16 protein-coding genes and 2 riboswitches are annotated in these 16,411 nt (G+C 63.2%); of the genes, 14 read left to right on the top strand and 2 right to left on the bottom strand.

Annotated features, from left to right (window positions below; genetic code table 11):
• Nucleotides 1-45: 45 nt before the first annotated feature.
• The gene (gene cobO / locus N1037_22235; protein ID UWS81840.1) at nucleotides 46-681 is read right to left on the bottom strand and encodes a cob(I)yrinic acid a,c-diamide adenosyltransferase; all 636 of its coding nucleotides are present in this window, start codon (nucleotides 679-681) and stop codon (nucleotides 46-48) included.
• Between the two features lie 50 nt (nucleotides 682-731).
• Nucleotides 732-971: riboswitch (cobalamin riboswitch) on the top strand.
• Nucleotides 972-1,070: 99 nt separating this feature from the next.
• Between cobO and N1037_22240 the strand changes: the two genes are divergently transcribed.
• From N1037_22240 to cobJ, 7 genes are all read left to right on the top strand, one after another.
• Complete coding sequence (locus N1037_22240; GenBank protein UWS81841.1) at nucleotides 1,071-1,481, top strand: DUF1636 domain-containing protein; 411 nt, start codon at nucleotides 1,071-1,073, stop codon at nucleotides 1,479-1,481.
• Between the two features lie 6 nt (nucleotides 1,482-1,487).
• Nucleotides 1,488-2,522 (top strand): cobalamin biosynthesis protein CobW, encoded by a 1,035-nt coding sequence (gene cobW / locus N1037_22245; GenBank protein ID UWS81842.1) that lies wholly within the window; start codon nucleotides 1,488-1,490, stop codon nucleotides 2,520-2,522.
• A gap of 172 nt (nucleotides 2,523-2,694) precedes the next feature.
• Nucleotides 2,695-5,940: a cobaltochelatase subunit CobN gene (cobN, locus tag N1037_22250; GenBank protein UWS81843.1), complete on the top strand. Its 3,246-nt coding sequence runs from the start codon at nucleotides 2,695-2,697 to the stop codon at nucleotides 5,938-5,940.
• Nucleotides 5,937-7,109 (top strand): precorrin-3B synthase, encoded by a 1,173-nt coding sequence (gene cobG / locus N1037_22255; protein UWS81844.1) that lies wholly within the window; start codon nucleotides 5,937-5,939, stop codon nucleotides 7,107-7,109. The genes cobN and cobG overlap by 4 nt, the downstream gene beginning before the upstream one ends.
• Nucleotide 7,110: 1 nt before the next feature.
• Entirely contained in the window at nucleotides 7,111-7,740 is a 630-nt protein-coding gene (locus tag N1037_22260; protein UWS81845.1) for a precorrin-8X methylmutase, read from the top strand.
• A 2-nt stretch (nucleotides 7,741-7,742) separates the two neighbouring features.
• On the top strand, nucleotides 7,743-8,474 hold the full coding sequence (locus tag N1037_22265) for a precorrin-2 C(20)-methyltransferase (protein UWS81846.1): 732 nt from the start codon (nucleotides 7,743-7,745) through the stop codon (nucleotides 8,472-8,474).
• Nucleotides 8,471-9,250, top strand: a complete 780-nt coding sequence (cobJ, locus tag N1037_22270) for a precorrin-3B C(17)-methyltransferase (GenBank protein UWS81847.1) — start codon at nucleotides 8,471-8,473, stop codon at nucleotides 9,248-9,250. The genes N1037_22265 and cobJ overlap by 4 nt, the downstream gene beginning before the upstream one ends.
• Here the strand turns inward: cobJ and N1037_22275 are convergent.
• On the bottom strand, nucleotides 9,229-9,987 hold the full coding sequence (locus tag N1037_22275; protein ID UWS81848.1) for a cobalt-precorrin-6A reductase: 759 nt from the start codon (nucleotides 9,985-9,987) through the stop codon (nucleotides 9,229-9,231). The two genes, cobJ and N1037_22275, sit on opposite strands and share 22 nt — an antisense overlap.
• Between N1037_22275 and cbiE the strand changes: the two genes are divergently transcribed.
• From cbiE to cobF, 7 genes are all read left to right on the top strand, one after another.
• Complete coding sequence (gene cbiE, locus N1037_22280) at nucleotides 9,986-11,194, top strand: precorrin-6y C5,15-methyltransferase (decarboxylating) subunit CbiE (GenBank protein UWS81849.1); 1,209 nt, start codon at nucleotides 9,986-9,988, stop codon at nucleotides 11,192-11,194. The two genes, N1037_22275 and cbiE, sit on opposite strands and share 2 nt — an antisense overlap.
• Complete coding sequence (locus N1037_22285; protein ID UWS81850.1) at nucleotides 11,191-11,568, top strand: cobalamin biosynthesis protein; 378 nt, start codon at nucleotides 11,191-11,193, stop codon at nucleotides 11,566-11,568. The genes cbiE and N1037_22285 overlap by 4 nt, the downstream gene beginning before the upstream one ends.
• Nucleotides 11,565-12,359: a precorrin-4 C(11)-methyltransferase gene (gene cobM / locus N1037_22290; GenBank protein UWS81851.1), complete on the top strand. Its 795-nt coding sequence runs from the start codon at nucleotides 11,565-11,567 to the stop codon at nucleotides 12,357-12,359. The genes N1037_22285 and cobM overlap by 4 nt, the downstream gene beginning before the upstream one ends.
• On the top strand, nucleotides 12,352-13,668 hold the full coding sequence (locus tag N1037_22295) for a cobyrinate a,c-diamide synthase (protein UWS81852.1): 1,317 nt from the start codon (nucleotides 12,352-12,354) through the stop codon (nucleotides 13,666-13,668). The genes cobM and N1037_22295 overlap by 8 nt, the downstream gene beginning before the upstream one ends.
• Nucleotides 13,665-14,417: a uroporphyrinogen-III C-methyltransferase gene (gene cobA / locus N1037_22300; GenBank protein ID UWS81853.1), complete on the top strand. Its 753-nt coding sequence runs from the start codon at nucleotides 13,665-13,667 to the stop codon at nucleotides 14,415-14,417. The genes N1037_22295 and cobA overlap by 4 nt, the downstream gene beginning before the upstream one ends.
• Before the next feature lie 118 nt (nucleotides 14,418-14,535).
• Nucleotides 14,536-14,754, top strand: a riboswitch (cobalamin riboswitch).
• 61 nt (nucleotides 14,755-14,815) lie between these two features.
• A complete protein-coding gene (locus tag N1037_22305; GenBank protein UWS81854.1) occupies nucleotides 14,816-15,493 on the top strand; it encodes an energy-coupling factor ABC transporter permease in 678 nt (225 codons plus the stop codon).
• 134 nt (nucleotides 15,494-15,627) lie between these two features.
• Complete coding sequence (cobF, locus tag N1037_22310; protein UWS81855.1) at nucleotides 15,628-16,395, top strand: precorrin-6A synthase (deacetylating); 768 nt, start codon at nucleotides 15,628-15,630, stop codon at nucleotides 16,393-16,395.
• The last annotated feature ends 16 nt before the right edge of the window (nucleotides 16,396-16,411 follow it).

Consider the following 16,411-nt stretch of genomic DNA (forward strand, 5'->3'; position numbering starts at 1 on the left):
CAATTGGCAGTATCAGCCCAGAGCACCCCCTGGGCTGATATGAACTTAAAATTCCACGCCTTTTTGCGCCTTAACACCAGCACGGAACGGGTGCTTGATCTGGCCCATTTCAGTGACCAGATCGGCAATCTCGATCAGTTCTTCCTTGGCATTACGCCCGGTCAAAACCACATGGGTCATTGGGGGCTTTTCTTCCACCAGGAATTCCAGCACCTCTTCCAGATCCAGATAATCATAGCGCAGGGCGATGTTGATCTCATCAAGCAGCACCATGGTATTGCGCTCGTCGCGGATCATCTCCTTGGCCTTTTCCCAGCCCTTCTTTGCCGCAGCAATGTCACGCGCCTTGTCCTGAGTTTCCCAGGTAAAGCCCTCGCCCATGGCGTAAAACTGGCACAGATCGCTAAAATTCTCTTCGATCAATGTGCGCTCGCCGGTCTGCCAGGCGCCCTTGATGAACTGCACCACCGCCGAAGGCATCCCATGGGCAATACAGCGCATGATCATGCCGAATCCCGAGCTGGATTTACCCTTGCCGGGGCCGGTGTGGACGATGATCAGCCCCTTTTCCCCATCCTTGTTTTTCATCATGCGATCACGCGCGGCCTTCTTCTTGGCCATCTTGGACGCGTGACGTGCCGCTTCCTCTTCTGAAATGCCGGTTTCGGACGTATCGCTCACGGTGTTCACTCCTGCTGTTTGCCCAAGTCTTGACAAGGAAGGCCTCGATAGCGCAAGGGGTTTTCGTTGGTTCCTGCAAATTGCAGGCGAAGAGGGAATGTGACAGGCTGATACTTGGCTTTGGTATCGGCTTTCAAGCACAGCCGCCCCCGCGACCGTGACCGGAGAGGTCTCTGATGCCACTGGCCCGTGTGTTTTGCACATCGTCGGGAAGGCAAGAGCACCGCAGACAGGCCCTGGCCTGTTGGAATCCGCAAGCCGGGAGACCTGCCAACGGATGAGACAACGAGCGGACGGGGTGTGTCGCGACTGGTTGTGGGAGTGCACCCTCTGCCCTCTCTCCACTGGCCCAGCCCCCGGTCCCTCACATACAAAGGACGCGCGCGCTGATGGCAGAAGATATGGCACTCCCCGCCACTGAAGATACCGCAGAGGTTACTTTGACCATCTGCACCACCTGCAAACGCGACGGCGTCGACCCCGAGGCCACCCGCCCCGGCGCGCTGTTGATGGCCGCCCTGTCCGATGCCAGCCTGCCTGCAGGTGTCACGGTGCGCGGTGTAGAATGCCTGTCGGCCTGCAAACGCGGCTGCGCCATGGTATTGACTGGCGGAGAAGCCCGCTGGAGCTACATCTACGGCGATCTCGACCCTGACGCCCATGTGGACGACATCCTGGCGGGCGCCGCCGCCTATGCCTCTACGACAGATGGGCTGGTGCCCTGGCGTGAGCGCCCCCAGGTGTTCCGCAAACAATCCATCGCCCGCATCCCTCCGATCACCCTGCCTTCCAAGGATTAAATCCCCATGAGCGACCTCAACAAGATCCCCGTCACCGTTATCACCGGCTTTTTGGGCGCGGGTAAAACCACCCTGATCCGCCACCTGATGCAGAACCCCCAGGGCAAACGTCTTGCGGTTCTGGTCAATGAGTTTGGCACCGCCGGTGTCGATGGCGACATCCTGAAGTCCTGCGCCGATGAAAACTGCCCGGAAAACAACATCGTAGAACTTGCCAATGGCTGCATCTGCTGCACCGTAGCGGATGATTTCATCCCCACCATCGAGGCCCTGATGGCGCTGCCGGAACAGCCCGAGCATATCCTGATCGAAACCTCCGGTCTGGCCCTGCCCAAACCCCTGCTCAAGGCCTTTGACTGGCCCGCGATCCGCTCGCGGATCACCGTGGATGGTGTCATTGCCCTGGCCGATGCCGAGGCCGTGGCCGCCGGGCAATTTGCTCCCGATCTGGCCGCCGTTGCCGCCCAACGGGAGGCCGACGACAGCCTCGACCACGAAACACCACTCTCCGAGGTGTTTGAGGATCAGATCTCCTGCGCCGACATCGTCTTGCTGTCCAAAGCCGATTTGGCGGGCGAGGCCGGTCTGGAGGCCGCCCGCAAGATCGTCCAAGCCGAAGCACCTCGCCAGCTGCCGATCCTGCCAATGAGCGAAGGGGTGATTGATCCGCGTATCATTCTGGGCCTGAATGCCGCCGCCGAAGACGATCTGGAGGCTCGCCCTAGCCATCACGATGGCCACCACGATCACGAACACGACGATTTTGAGAGCATTGTTGTCGATATGGGCGAAGTCGCCGACCCAGAAGGGTTGCAAAATGCCATCGTGAAACTTGCCCGCACCCGCAATATACTGCGCGTCAAAGGCTATGTTGCGGTGGAGGGAAAACCGATGCGCATGTTGGTTCAGGCCGTGGGCGAGCGCCTGCGGGCCCAGTATGACCAGCCCTGGGGCGACGCGCCACGTCGCACCCAGCTGGTGGTGATTGCAGAACACGACAATATCGACGGCGCTGCGATTCGCGCCGAATTGGGGGCCTGATCCCCATGGCCCTGCGCTTCATCTGTCCGGCTCTGCTGCGGAAAGGATCGCGCCCCTCCCAGGGGGAGCGCGCTCACGCCCGCCTTGGGGCTGGATCAGATGTGCGCGCGGGCGCAATCCAGGGCCTGAATGCAGGCCAATACTTTTCTCCATTTGCGCGAGGCAATAGCTGATGCATGTCGTCTTTCGCGAAAGCCACGGGTTGGATCAGACCGACACACCGCAGGATCTGGGGCAGACCCCTGCGGATCTGGTGGTGCTGTCGTTCTCTGACAGTGACCTTGGCGCTTTTGCGGCAGGCTGGCATCGCGCAAATGGAAACCTGCCCAGCCTCCGGCTGGCCAATTTGGTTGCGCTGAAACATCCCCTGTCGGTGGATACCTATGCGGAACAAACGCTGGAGGGCACCAAGGGTATTCTGGTGCGCCTCATCGGTGGCGAAAGCTATTGGCCCTATGGCCTGGCCACTCTGCAGGATCTGGCCCGCCGCAAGGGCATCGCCCTCGCCCTGCTGCCCGCAGATGGTCGCGAAGACCCCCGTCTCGACGAACTTTCTACCCTGCCGGTCTCAACCCTGCGTCGGTTGCAGGCGCTTTGTGATGCGGGCGGGGCTGTGGCGGCTCAGGCAGCGCTGGCCCAGCTTTCTTTGGCAGCCGGGCTTTATGCCGGACCGGTCCTGGGGCTCAAATCCACGCCTGAGTATGGATTCTATGACCCCGAAAAAGGCGTCATTCCCATCCCCACCCGAACCGACAAACCTTTGGTTCTGGTCAGCTTTTACCGTTCCTATCTGACGGCGGCGGATACTGCTCCGGTGGATGCACTGATTGCCGAGCTGCGCGCCCGTGGTTATGCCGCCTATGGGGTCTTTGCCGCCAGCCTCAAATCTCCTGACACGGCAAACTGGCTGCGTGATGCGCTGCCTGCTTTGGACCCTGCCGCCATCATCAACGCCACCGCCTTTTCGGCCCAGGGCAGCGATGGCAGCGCCTCGCCGCTCAATACCAGTGGCTGCCCGGTGTTTCAGGTGGCGCTGTCGACGGCCCGCAAAAAGGACTGGTCAGAGGCAGCCCGCGGGTTGTCGCCCGCCGATCTGGCCATGCATGTGGTGCTGCCCGAAGTAGACGGGCGCATCCTTGCCGGGGTGATCAGTTTCAAATCTCCCGGCAAGCAGGACCCAGCGCTGCAATACTCGCGGTTTGCCCATCGTCCCGTGCCCGATCGCATTGCCGCTGTCATCGACCGGGTGGAGGGCTGGCTGCGCCTCGCCACCCTGCCCAATGAACAAAAACGGCCCTGCCTGATCCTGTCGACCTACCCCGGCAAGGCCCATAACCTGGCCCATGCCGTGGGGCTGGACGCCCTGGCCTCCTGTAGCGAAATCACAACCGAGCTCGCCGCCCAGGGCTATGACATCACGCCCCAGAAGGATCTTGGTCAACGGCTGGGGTCGCAAACCCTTAGCTATTCCCTGGCCGACTATGTGACGGCTCTGGAAACGCTCCCTGAAGCGCTGCGCCAGACCCTGACCGCCGCCTGGGGCGCGCCTGAGGACGACCCGGACTGTCGCGACGGCGCCTTTCATTTCAAGGCAATCCAGGCCGGCAAGGCGCTGATCGCGCTGCAGCCAGAACGGGGCGAGGTACAGGCCCGCGTCGAGGATTACCACGATCTGGAGCGCACCCCGCGCCATGCCTATGTCGCCTTCTATCTCTGGCTGCGCCAGCGCAGCGACGCCCTGGTCCATATCGGCGCCCATGGCACGCTGGAATGGCTGCCCGGCAAATCCGTGGCGCTGTCCGACAGCTGCTGGCCCGAGGCGCTGACAGGCGACCTGCCGGTGGCCTATCCCTTTATTGTCAACGATCCCGGCGAGGCGGCGCAGGCCAAGCGCCGCATTGGCGCCGTGACCCTTGGCCACCTGCCGCCGCCCCTGGCTCGGAGCAGCCTGCCCGAGGGCATGGCCCGGCTGGAACACCTGCTGGATGAATACTCCACCGCTGATGGGCTGGACCCGGCCCGACGTGACCGGCTGCTAGAGGACATCCGCGCCGAGGCCCAGGGCACCGGCGTCGAGGCTGATCTGGGCCTCACCCCTGACTGTTCCGCCGCCGAGGCAATCACCAGAATTGATGCCTTTGTCTGCGACATCAAGGAAAGCCAATATGGCGAGGGGCTGCATATCTTTGGCGCGGGCGATTGTGGCAGCGAAGAACGCGCCGGGCTTGTGGCGGCTCTGGCGGGCAGGATGGTGCCCCCCGGTCCGTCTGGCTCGCCGTTTCGCGGCCGCTCTGATGTGCTGCCCACCGGGCGCAACCTCTTTACCACCGACCCACGCTCGGTGCCGTCACGGGCGGCGCATGCGCAGGGGGTCAAGCTGGCGGAAGAGCTGCTGCGCCGCCACCTTCAGGACCATGGCGACTGGCCGCAGGGGCTGGTGATTGACCTCTGGGGCTCTGCCACCATGCGCACCGCCGGAGAAGAATTTGCCATGGCCCTGCATCTGGCTGGTCTGGCACCGCAATGGGACAAGGATTCCGAGCGGGTCTCGGGCTTCGAAGTGCTGCCGCTCTCGATGCTGGGCCGCCCGCGTATCGACGTGACCCTACGGGTCTCGGGCCTGTTCCGTGATGTCTTTCCAGGTCTGGCGCAGATGTTCGAAGCCGCAGCAGCAGCGCTGGCTGCGCGCGAAGAAAGCAAGACAGACAATCCCTATCTGTCGCAGTCCCCGCGGGTCTTTGGGCCAAAACCGGGTCAATACGGCCTCTCCATGGGGCCCCATATCGACAGCTACAGCGACTCATCGCGCGCCGCAGCGGGCGAGGCCTGGCTGAGCGCCTCCTCCCATGCCATCGACGCCAAGGGCGACATCTCCGAGGCCCGCTCGGCACTGGAGGAGCGCCTGAAAACCGCCGACAGCTTTGTGCATCTGCAGGATCTGCCAGAAACCGATCTTTTGGTGGCTTCGGACTATGCCGCCCATGAGGCAGGTTTTGCGGCGGCCATGGCGCGGCTGGGCTCACCAGCTCCGGCCCTGTACCACATGGATGCAACCCGCCCAGACCGTCCTCAGGCGCGCTCATTGGGGGAAGAAATCGCCCGGGTGACCCGCGCCCGCGCCAGCAACCCGGATTGGGCCAGCTCCATGATGCGCCATGGCTTTCGCGGCGGTGCAGAAATTGCCGCCACATTGGATCACATGGCCGCCTTTGCCCATCTGGCCCAGGTGGTGCCCGCCCATCTGTTTGATCTCTACTTTGAGGCAACCCTGGGCCGCGAAGATCTGGTGGAATTCATGCAGGCGGAAAACCCGGCGGCGCTGCAGGCCATGCGCGATCGCTTTCGCGCCCTGGCAGAAGCCGGCCTCTGGGCTACCCGGCGCAACTCGATTATCGCCACGCTGGAGGGCGCCGCATGAGCCGTAGCAGCTCCTCTCCCGCTCCCAAAGTCTATGGCTGGTGCCCAGGTGCCCTGCGCCCGATGATGTCCGGCGACGGGTTGGTTGTGCGCATCCGCGCGCCTCTGGGCCGGTTGAGCCAGGCGCAGGCAAAGGCGATTGCCGGTTTGTCGCAGCAACATGGTAATGGACTGATTGATCTCTCGGCGCGGGCCAACCTGCAACTGCGCGGGATCTCAGACCACAGCCATGCTGCCGTGATCGCGGGCCTTCAGGACATGGGTCTTCTGGATCAGGACGCCGCAACAGAAAGCCGCCGCAATATTTTGCTATCTCCCTTTTGGCAGCCCGGCGATGCCAGTCACACCATTGCCCGCAGTCTGGAACGTGCATTAAAAGCGGCAGAAGATCTGGTGCTGCCCGGCAAATTTGGCTTTGTAGTGGATGCAGGGCCAAAGCCCCAGCTGCAAAGCTGTGCCGCAGATATCCGGATCGAGCGCAGCGGCGACAAGCTCCTCGTTGTCGCGGATGGAGCGCAGACAGGCTGCCCCATGGAGGTCGAGACCGCAGCCGAAGCCGCCCTTGATCTGGCCCGCTGGTTCCTGGACCAAGGCGGCGCGTCGATGGGACGTGGCAGGATGCAAGCCCTGATTGCGCGCCGCGCAGCACCCGCTTCACATTCCTCTCCGCGCAGCTCCAGCGCCCCCGATCCAAGCCCGGGCATGACCGCCTTCGGCCCGCTTGTGGCCTTGGAATTCGGCCAGATCACGGCAGAGGCCTTTGCCAGGCTGGCCGACCATGGTCCCCTGCGTTTGACCCCCTGGCGAATGATCCTGGTCGAAGGTGCCCCCGAGCTTGCCACCCTGCCCGGTGTGATCCTTGATGCAACAGATCCCCGCCTGCAGGTGCGTGTTTGCACCGGAGCGCCCGGTTGCCTGCAGGCGCTTTCGCCCACCCGCGATCTGGCCCGGGATCTGGCGCCCTTTGTGCCAAAGGGGCAGGTCTTGCACATCTCCGGCTGCGCCAAGGGCTGTGCCCATCCCGGCCCGGCCCCCCTAACGCTTACCGCCACGGCCACCGATACCTTCGATCTGATCCACCATGGCAAGGCCACTGATCAGCCATCCATAAAAACCCTTAGTGCCAGTGCACTCCGTGCTGCGCCAAAAATTCTGACAGAGGGCAGCTAACATGCTCCACACCTATGAGACCAACGGCGCTGCAATCTACGCTGAAAGCTTTGCCACCATCCGCGCCGAGGCGGACCTCGTCCGGTTCAACAAGGATGAGGAAAGCGTTGCGGTGCGCATGATCCACGCCGCTGGCATGGTTGGTCTGGAAGACCACATCCGCTTTTCTCCCGGCATGGCTGAAACCGCCCGCGCTGCCCTCGCCGCCGGTGCACCGATCCTGTGCGATGCGCATATGGTCAGCGAAGGTATCACCCGTCCACGGCTTGCCGCCAACAATGAGGTCATCTGCACCCTGCGCGACCCCAAGGTGCCTGGGATGGCCAAGGAGATGGGCAATACCCGCTCCGCCGCGGCGCTGGAGCTCTGGCGCCCCAAGCTCGACGGTGCGGTTGTGGCCATCGGCAATGCCCCCACGGCGCTGTTTCACCTGCTGAACATGCTCAAAGACCCCGCCTGCCCGCGCCCCGCCGCCATCATCGGCTGCCCGGTTGGCTTTGTCGGCGCCATGGAATCCAAAGAGGCCCTGATGCAGGACCTGCCAGTGCCCGCGATGATCGTCAAAGGTCGCCTGGGCGGCTCCGCCATTACCGTGGCGGCCGTCAACGCCCTGGCCAGTTGGAAAGAGTGACCATGACCAGCGAAACCGCGGGCAAAGTCATCTGTGCCGGCCTGGGGCCGGGCGATCCCGAATTGATGAGCGTCAAATCCTGGCGCGCCATTCAAGGCGCCCGCCATGTGGCCTATTTCCGCAAGGAAGGCCGCAAGGGTCAGGCCCGCAGCCTGGTCGAGGGCCTGTTGCCCGAGGGTGTCATTGAACACGCAATGGAATACCCGGTCACCACCGAGATCCATTTTTCAGACCCCGAATACAACCGAATGATGGCTGCCTTCTATGATAGCTGGGCCGATACCCTGGCCGAGATTGCCAAAACAGAGAATGTCGTGGTGCTCTGCGAAGGCGACCCGTTCTTTTATGGCTCCTACATGCATCTCTACACCCGGCTCCAGGGCCGCGCGGCGCAGGAAATAATTCCCGGCATCACCGGCATGTCCGGCTGCTGGACAGCCACCGGCCAGCCCATCACCTGGGGCGATGACGTCTTGACCGTGGCCATGGCCACCCTGTCCGAGGCGGAGCTCACCCGCCGCATCCAGGAGACGGATGCGCTGGTGGTGATGAAGATTGGCCGCAACCTGCCAAAACTGCGCCGGGCGCTGCAGGCTGCAGGCAAAACACAAGAGGCCTGGCTGGTGGAACGGGGCACCATGCCCAGCCAGACGGTGCAGAAACTCTCTGAGATCGAGGGAGAGGTGCCTTATTTCTCGATTGTGCTGGTGCATGGACAGGGGCGCCGACCATGACAGAAACAGCATCAACCGACCGGACAAAAACAGGCTGGGTGAAAATTGTCGGGCTGGGTCCTGGCGATGAAACCATGGTGACAACCCAGGTCCAAGGCGTGATCGCTGAGGCCACGGATATTGTCGGCTACATTCCCTATGTCAAACGCATCCCCGAACGCCCCGGCCTGACCCTGCATGCCACCGACAACCGGGTCGAAATCGAGCGTGCCACCCATGCGCTGGAGATGGCGGCAAGCGGCAAGCGCGTGGCGGTGGTCTCCTCGGGTGATCCCGGCGTCTTTGCCATGGCCTCTGCCGTGTTTGAGGCGCTGGAGGCGGCAAATAAGCCCGCCTGGCTGGATCTGGACATTCAGGTCTTGCCCGGTATCACCGCAATGCTGGCAGCATCGGCCCGGATTGGCGCCCCTATGGGGCATGATTTTGCCGCCATCAACCTCAGCGACAATCTGAAACCCTGGAGCCTGATTGAAAAACGCCTGCGTCTGGCGGGCGAGGCGGGCTTTGCCATGGGGTTTTACAATCCCCGTTCAAAATCGCGGCCCCATCAATTTGCCCGTGCGCTGGAAATCCTGCGTGAGGCCTGTGGCGGTGAGACGCTGATTTCCTTTGCCCGCGATGTCTCCAAACCCGATGAAACCATCACCACCGTGACCCTCAACGAGGCGACACCTGAGATGGCGGATATGCGCACCGTGGTGATTGTCGGCAACAAGGACACCCGCCGCGTCGGTACCCATGTCTACACCCCGCGCTATGCGCCCGACGCGGGCTGATCAGGGGTATGAAACAGCCAGGCCAACACTTCTGCCACATCCCCGTAGGTCATACGGGGCGGCACCTGAGGTCTGTCGATCATGATGATCGGCAGGGCGAAGGCGCGCGCGGCGGCAAGTTTGGCCGAGGCGCCCCGTCCGCCGGCATTTTTCGACACTACATGAGTGATGCCATGATGCTGCATCAGGGCCAGATCCCCGGCCTCATCAAAGGGACCACGGGCGATCTCGACGCTGCAATTGGGCAGCGGCAGCTCCGCCTCGGGCGCGTCCACCAGACGCAACAGATAGTGATGCTGCGGCTTGGCGGCAAAGTCCGCCAGGTTCTGTTTGCCAATCGCCAGGAACACCCGCGCCGGCCTCTCCGGCAGCGCCTGCACCGCTGCGTCCATATCGCCAACATGGATCCAGTTATCCCCCGCCGCCGGGCGCCAGGGCGGACGCTCATAGGCACAGAGCGGCAGGTTCGCTTCGGCGCAGGCCTGCACCACATTGCGGCTCATCTGGGCGGCAAAGGGATGGGTGGCATCCACCACATGACTGATCTCCTCCTCTCTGAGGTAGCGCAGCAGCCCGTCAACGCCGCCAAAGCCACCCACCCGCAGGGGCAGGGGCTGCGCCACCGGGTTGGCAGTGCGGCCAGCGTAGGAAAACACCGCATCCATGCCCGCCTCAGCCAGGGCTTTGGCCAGTTTGCTGGCCTCTGTGGTGCCGCCCAACACAAGGGTACGTGTCATGTCTGATCCTGTTGTCGCATCTATTGCCCCGCCGTGGCTGACGGTGATTGGTCTTGGTGAGGATGGACTGGCAGGCCTCTCGGAAGCAAGCCGGAATGCATTGCAGGCGGCGGAAGTCATTTTTGGCGGGCCACGTCATCTGGACTTGGTGAATGCCGGGACCAAAGCACGGCCCTGGCCGGTGCCCTTTTCCACTCAGCCCGTGTTGGAACTGCGCGGCAGCCCAGTGGTGGTGCTTGCCTCGGGCGATCCCTTCTGGCACGGCGCCGGGGGCTCTTTGATGAAGGATCTGGCAGCAGAGGAATGGGTTTCTTACCCGGTGCCCTCCTGCTTTGCCCTGGCGGCTAACCGTCTGGGCTGGAAACTGGAAGACACCCTCTGCCTTGGGCTGCATGCAGCGCCTTATGCCAAGCTCCTGCCGCTCTTGGGCCGGGGCACACGGGTGATCTGCACCCTGCGCGACGGCGCGGCCCCGGCTGAACTGGCCAGCTGGCTGGTTGAAAACGGGCAACCAGATGCAAAGCTGCATGTGATGGAACGGCTTGGCGGCCCCAAGGAACAACTGCAGCATGCCCTTGCTCAGGACTGGGATCTACCGCAAGGGGGGGCTCCGGTCCTTATGGCCATCGAGGCCATGCGGCCCGGGCTACCGCAGGCTGCGGGGCTGGCGGATTCGCATTTCGTGAGCGATGGCCAGATCACCAAACGCCCCATCCGCGCCCTGACCCTGTCGGCGCTGGCACCGCGCAAAGGCGAGCTGCTGTGGGATATCGGCGGCGGCTCTGGCTCGGTCTCGGTTGAATGGTGTCTGGCAGCCCCCGGCGCCCGCGCCATCACATTTGAGCCCCGCAGGGAGCGGCTGGAAAACATCCGCGCCAATGCCGCGCATTTTGGCCTGAGCCACCGTATGGCGGCAATGCAGGGTAAGGCCCCCGAAGTGCTTACGGGACATGCGCTGCCCGACTGCGTCTTTATCGGCGGCGGCGGTTCGCAAGCGCTGCTCGATCACCTCTGGCAAATCCTGCCGCCGGGCACCCGCTTGGTGGCCAATGGCGTCACCCTGGAGACCGAAACCCTGCTGATGCAGGCCCATGCGCAATGGGGTGGCCATCTGCTGAAGGCAGAAATCGCCGAGGCCGGACCGTTGGGGTCGATGCGCGACTGGCAACGTGCCCGTCCCGTCATTCAGTGGAGCGTGACACGATGAAAGTGGCCGGAATTGGATTTCGCGCCAATGCGACGCTGGCCGATCTGCGCAGCGTGCTGGCACTGACAGGGGCGCGCCCCGATGCCCTGGCCAGCCTGGCGGCAAAGGCGGCGCAACCGGCGCTGATTGAGCTTGCCCAGGAACTGGCGCTGCCGCTGATTGCCCTGCGCGAAGAGGACATCACCGGCGAACCCACCCTGACCTGTTCGCCCCGCATACAATCCCGATTTGGCACCGGCTCCGTTGCCGAGGCCTGCGCCCTGGTGGCGGCCCGCCAAGGCCCAGGCCCGGCCCGGTCCCGCCTGATCACCCCCAGACTTATCACCGCGGATGGGATGGCCACCGCGGCCCTTGCAGAAAGACTTGAGCAATGACCGTTCATTTCATTGGTGCCGGCCCCGGCGCCGCCGATCTTATCACTCTGCGCGGGCGCGACCTGATCGCCGCCTGCCCGGTCTGTCTCTATGCCGGCTCGCTGGTGCCCGAGGCACTGTTGCAGCACTGCCCCAAGGACGCCAAGGTGATCAACACCGCAGCCCTGTCACTGGATGAGATCATCGCCCATATCAAAGAGGCCCACGCGGCGGGTCACGATATCGCCCGGCTGCATTCCGGCGATCTGTCGGTCTGGTCCGCCCTGGGCGAGCAGCTGCGCCGCTTGCGCGCACTGGGCATTCCCTATGACATCACCCCCGGCGTGCCCGCCTTTGCGGCGGCGGCGGCGGCGCTGGGATCAGAGCTGACCCTGCCCGGTGTGGCACAATCGCTGGTGCTGACGCGAACCTCTGGCAAGGCTTCGGCGATGCCCGAAGGCGAAACGCTGGAGAACTTTGCCCGCACCGGGGCAACCCTGGCCATTCACCTCTCGGTGCATGTGCTGGAGGATGTGATTGCCCGGCTGACGCCCAGCTATGGCGCCGAGTGCCCGGTGGCCGTGGTCTGGCGCGCCACCTGGCCGGATCAAAAGGTGGTCAAGGCAACGCTTGGCACCCTAGAAGAAGCGACGGACGGGATGCGCGGGCGTACCGCGCTGATTCTGGTCGGACCAGCGCTTGGCAATGAAGATTTTGACGAAAGCTGCCTTTACGCGCAAGATTACGACCGCCGCTACCGGCCACAAAGCGCCGATAGCCAATGGGCCAACTGGAGCGAAGGTGATGACTGATTTCCCCAAAGGCCTGATGATCTCCGCGCCGGCCTCAGGCACCGGCAAAACCACGGTGATGCTGGGCCTGCTGCGCGCCCTGGCCGAAGATGGCCTGGCGGTACAGCCCTATAAGAGCGGCCCCGACTATATCGACCCGGCCTTTCACTTTGCCGCTGCCAAGCGCCCCAGTTTTAACCTGGACACCTGGGCGATGGATCCCGGACTGCTGGATGCCGTTGCCGGACAGGCAACAGGGGCTGAGATCTGCATCGGCGAAGGCTCGATGGGGCTGTTTGACGGGGTTGCCACCCGCGGGCAAAGCGGCTTTGGCTCCTCGGCGGAAACCGCCAAACGCATGGGCTGGCCGGTGGTGCTGGTGATTGACGTGGGCGGCCAAGCGCAATCCGCTGCTGCCACCGCTTTGGGGTTCAAATCCTATGACCCCGAGGTGCCCTTTGCCGGGGTGATCCTGAACCGGGTCGCCAGCCCCCGCCACGAACGCCTGACCCGGCTGGGGATGGAGCGCGCCGGGGTCAAGGTTCTGGGGTCGCTGCCCCGGCGCGGCGATCTGGCCCTGCCCGAACGCCACCTGGGCCTTATTCAGGCAGTGGAACACCCCGATCTTGAAGCCGCCATTGCTGGCTATGCCACATTCCTGCGCGATCATGTGGATCTGGACGCCATCAAAGCAGCCGCTATGGGCGCCGCCGCACCCGCCCCCAGCACGCTGCCAAAGCCTCCGGCGCAGCGCATCGCCCTGGCCCGGGATGCGGCGTTTTCCTTTACCTATCCACATCTTCTGACCGGATGGCGTGCTGCTGGCGCTGAAATCCTGCCGTTTTCACCCCTCGCGGATGAGGCCCCGGCCCAGGACGCCGATCTGGTCTGGCTGCCCGGCGGCTACCCGGAACTACATGGCGGCACCCTGGCCGCCGCCGAGACCTTCCGCGCGGGCCTGCGCAAACATGCCGAGACCAAGCCAGTACATGGCGAATGTGGGGGCTATATGGCGCTCGGCGCGGCGCTGATCGACAAAGAGGGCAACCGCCACCAGATGGCCGGGCTGCTGGGGCTGGTCACCTCTTATGAGAAACGCAAATTCCATTTGGGCTATCGCCGCGCCGAGCTGCAGGCGCCGATGCCGGGTTTTGCAACAGGCGCCGCCCTGCGCGGCCATGAGTTCCACTATTCCACCATTCTGGATGAACCCGACGCGCCGCTGGCCCATGTGATGGATGCCGACGGCAACCCGGTGCCCGAAACCGGATCCATCAAGGGTCATGTCACCGGAACCTTTTTCCATCTGATCACCGGAGAAGGCGCATGAGCGGCTTTGTCAGTTTTGTGTCCTCCGGCCCCGGCGACCCGGAGCTGCTGACCGTCAAGGCGGTCAAGAGACTGGAAACCGCAGATGCGGTGCTGTTTGACGATCTTTCCGCCGGGCCAATCCTGACCCATGCCAACCCAGAGGCCGATCTGGTGGGCGTGGGCAAACGCGCCGGACGCCCCTCGCCCAAGCAGGACCACGTCAGCCAACTGCTGGTGGACTACGCCAAAAGCGGCCTCAAAGTGGTGCGGCTGAAATCCGGCGACAGCGGCGTCTTTGGCCGCTTGGAAGAAGAGATCGCGGCTCTGCGCGGCGCAAATATTCCGTTTGAGATCGTCCCCGGTGTCACCGCAGCCTCCGCCGCAGCGGCAGCGGCCAATATCCCACTGACCCGGCGGCTGACCGCGCGCCGCATGCAGTTCATCACCGGCCATGACGTCACTGGTGGGCTGCCGGATAGCCTTAACATGGCGGCCCTGGCCGACCCGGATGCCACCACGGTTGTCTATATGGGCAAACGCACCTTTGCCGCCCTGGCGGAAAAGCTGATTGAGGCCGGCCTGCCGCCTGAGACCCATGCTCTGGTGGCCCTGGGTGTGTCGACGCCCCAGCAAGAGCTCAGCTGTCATACCGTTGGGGAATTGCCGCAGGTATTGCGACAGATGCAGACAACGGCGCCGGTGCTGATCCTTTATGGCCCGCTGGCAGATAGTGACCTGCCAGAGGTCACGTCAGCTGAAACGCCCTAAGCCCGCCGAATCTCTGCACCGGGCTGCACGCTGCAAATCAGGGTAAAGGCTGCAATTATGCCGCTTTTGGACCATGACTGCCGCTGCTGCCCGATTGACAGAACGAGCTGAAACGTGAGACCTGTAATCTATTGATGGTTCCAAAGACGCCCAAGGCTTCTGGATGAAAAGGGAATTCGGTGTGGTGTAGCCAAAAGGCGCCAAATCCGAAACTGCCCCCGCAACTGTGAGCGGTGAGCCACCGGGAAAAGCCACTGATCTGATTATCAGATTGGGAAGGCCCCGGCCAGGCCCAGACCCGCGAGTCAGGAGACCTGCCATCTCGTGCTGGCCAGTAGTGGCTGGCTTAACTGCGAACCGTACACATGTCGCCGGGGAGGCGACAGGGAGACAGAATTATGCATATCGAACCCGGCGTCGTCGACGCTGCAAAAATGACCCTCGCCTATGGCACAGCTGCCGGTGCAGTGGCCTATGCCGCCAAAGAAACCTTCAGCGATCTGCGCAGCAGTGGCATTGCCTCCTACGCGGGCCGGTCGGCGATTGCCGCGCTGGGTGTCTTCCTGTTCTTTGAAGTGCTGCCCCATTTCCCGGTTGGCGTCTCTGAGGTGCACTTCATCCTTGGCTCGACCCTGTTCCTGATCTTGGGTGCGGCGCCTGCTGCCTTTGGTCTGGCCCTTGGCCTGCTGGTGCAAGGCGCGTTCTTTGCGCCCACCGATCTGCCGATGTATTTTGTCAACCTGACCACCCTGCTGGTGCCGCTGTTTGCACTGCACGCGTTGGCAAGCCGCATCATCCCGGCCGGAACCGCCTATGTGGATCTCAAATACAGCCAGGCCCTGGCCCTGTCTGTTGCCTATCAGGCTGGTGTTGTTGCCTGGGTTGCCTTCTGGGTCTTCTACGGCCAGGGCTTTGGCGCCGAAACCATGGCCTCGGTCCTGACCTTTGGTGGGGCCTATATGCTGGTGGTTCTGGTTGAGCCTCTGGCCGATCTGGCCATTCTCGCCACTGCCAAGGCCCTGCGCGGTCTCGAAGGCAGCGGCCTGGTAACGCCGCGCCTGTACAAAGCTGCCTGATCGGGCCTCGCGCCTGAGCAAGAGATCAGCAAACATCGACACGGCCCCCACCGGGCCGTGTTTCTTTTTGACAGACCCGTTTTGACAGGCCCGTTTTATTGTCTTTGACAGGGCCTCTTCACATGAGCAGAAGTATGATCGAACTCTCCCTGATTGGCATCGGTACCGGCAACCCAGCGCATCTGACCCTGCAGGCCGCCGAAGCCATCCGCGCCTGTGATCTGATCCTGATCCCCAACAAGGGCAAAGGCAAAGATGATCTGGCCGCCCTGCGCCAGGAGATCTGCGCCCAGGTCATTGCCGATGCCGCCTCTGGCCCCCGTATCGTCGAGTTCGACCTGCCTGTCCGCGATCCGGCAATCGCCGATTACACCGCGCGGGTTGACCATTGGCATGATGCCATCGCCCGCGTCTGGGTTGAAACCATTCACGCCCAACTGCCTGCACCTGCGGCTGCGGCAAAGGTTGGCTTTCTGGTCTGGGGCGACCCTTCGCTTTATGACAGCACCATGCGCATTGCCGAGCGGCTAAAAACCACGCAGGAGGTGAGCCTTACGGTTATTCCGGGGGTGACCTCCATTCAGGCCCTGACCGCTGCCCATGCAATTCCACTCAACGAGATTGGCGCGCCTTTTACCGTCACCACCGGGCGCCAGCTGCGGGAAAACGGCTGGCCTGAAAGCGCTGATACCCTGGTGATCATGCTGGATGGGGAATGCTCGTTTCAAGCCATCGACCCCACTGGGGTGAATATCTGGTGGTCGGCCTATGCCGGCATGGAAAACCAGATCAGCCTGTCTGGCCCCTTGGCTGAGACCGCCGAGCAGATCATTCAAACCCGCGCCCAGGCCCGCGCCGATCACGGCTGGATCATGGACATCTATCTGCTGCGCAAATCCTGACACGCGCGCTGTTCAG

Source organism: Phaeobacter sp. G2 (assembly GCA_025163595.1).
GTDB lineage: Bacteria > Pseudomonadota > Alphaproteobacteria > Rhodobacterales > Rhodobacteraceae > Pseudophaeobacter.

Bases quoted from the DNA above. Each gene is read 5' to 3' on its own strand.
- cobM (UWS81851.1), top strand. From the start codon at position 11,565: ATGACCGTTCATTTCATTGGTGCCGGCCCCGGCGCCGCCGATCTTATC.
- N1037_22275 (UWS81848.1), bottom strand. From the start codon at position 9,987: ATGACACGTACCCTTGTGTTGGGCGGCACCACAGAGGCCAGCAAACTG.
- cobW (UWS81842.1), top strand. From the start codon at position 1,488: ATGAGCGACCTCAACAAGATCCCCGTCACCGTTATCACCGGCTTTTTG.
- N1037_22240 (UWS81841.1), top strand. From the start codon at position 1,071: ATGGCAGAAGATATGGCACTCCCCGCCACTGAAGATACCGCAGAGGTT.
- N1037_22265 (UWS81846.1), top strand. From the start codon at position 7,743: ATGACCAGCGAAACCGCGGGCAAAGTCATCTGTGCCGGCCTGGGGCCG.
- cobA (UWS81853.1), top strand. From the start codon at position 13,665: ATGAGCGGCTTTGTCAGTTTTGTGTCCTCCGGCCCCGGCGACCCGGAG.
- N1037_22295 (UWS81852.1), top strand. From the start codon at position 12,352: ATGACTGATTTCCCCAAAGGCCTGATGATCTCCGCGCCGGCCTCAGGC.
- cobJ (UWS81847.1), top strand. From the start codon at position 8,471: ATGACAGAAACAGCATCAACCGACCGGACAAAAACAGGCTGGGTGAAA.
- cobG (UWS81844.1), top strand. From the start codon at position 5,937: ATGAGCCGTAGCAGCTCCTCTCCCGCTCCCAAAGTCTATGGCTGGTGC.
- N1037_22285 (UWS81850.1), top strand. From the start codon at position 11,191: ATGAAAGTGGCCGGAATTGGATTTCGCGCCAATGCGACGCTGGCCGAT.
- cobF (UWS81855.1), top strand. From the start codon at position 15,628: ATGATCGAACTCTCCCTGATTGGCATCGGTACCGGCAACCCAGCGCAT.
- cobN (UWS81843.1), top strand. From the start codon at position 2,695: ATGCATGTCGTCTTTCGCGAAAGCCACGGGTTGGATCAGACCGACACA.
- N1037_22260 (UWS81845.1), top strand. From the start codon at position 7,111: ATGCTCCACACCTATGAGACCAACGGCGCTGCAATCTACGCTGAAAGC.
- N1037_22305 (UWS81854.1), top strand. From the start codon at position 14,816: ATGCATATCGAACCCGGCGTCGTCGACGCTGCAAAAATGACCCTCGCC.
- cbiE (UWS81849.1), top strand. From the start codon at position 9,986: ATGTCTGATCCTGTTGTCGCATCTATTGCCCCGCCGTGGCTGACGGTG.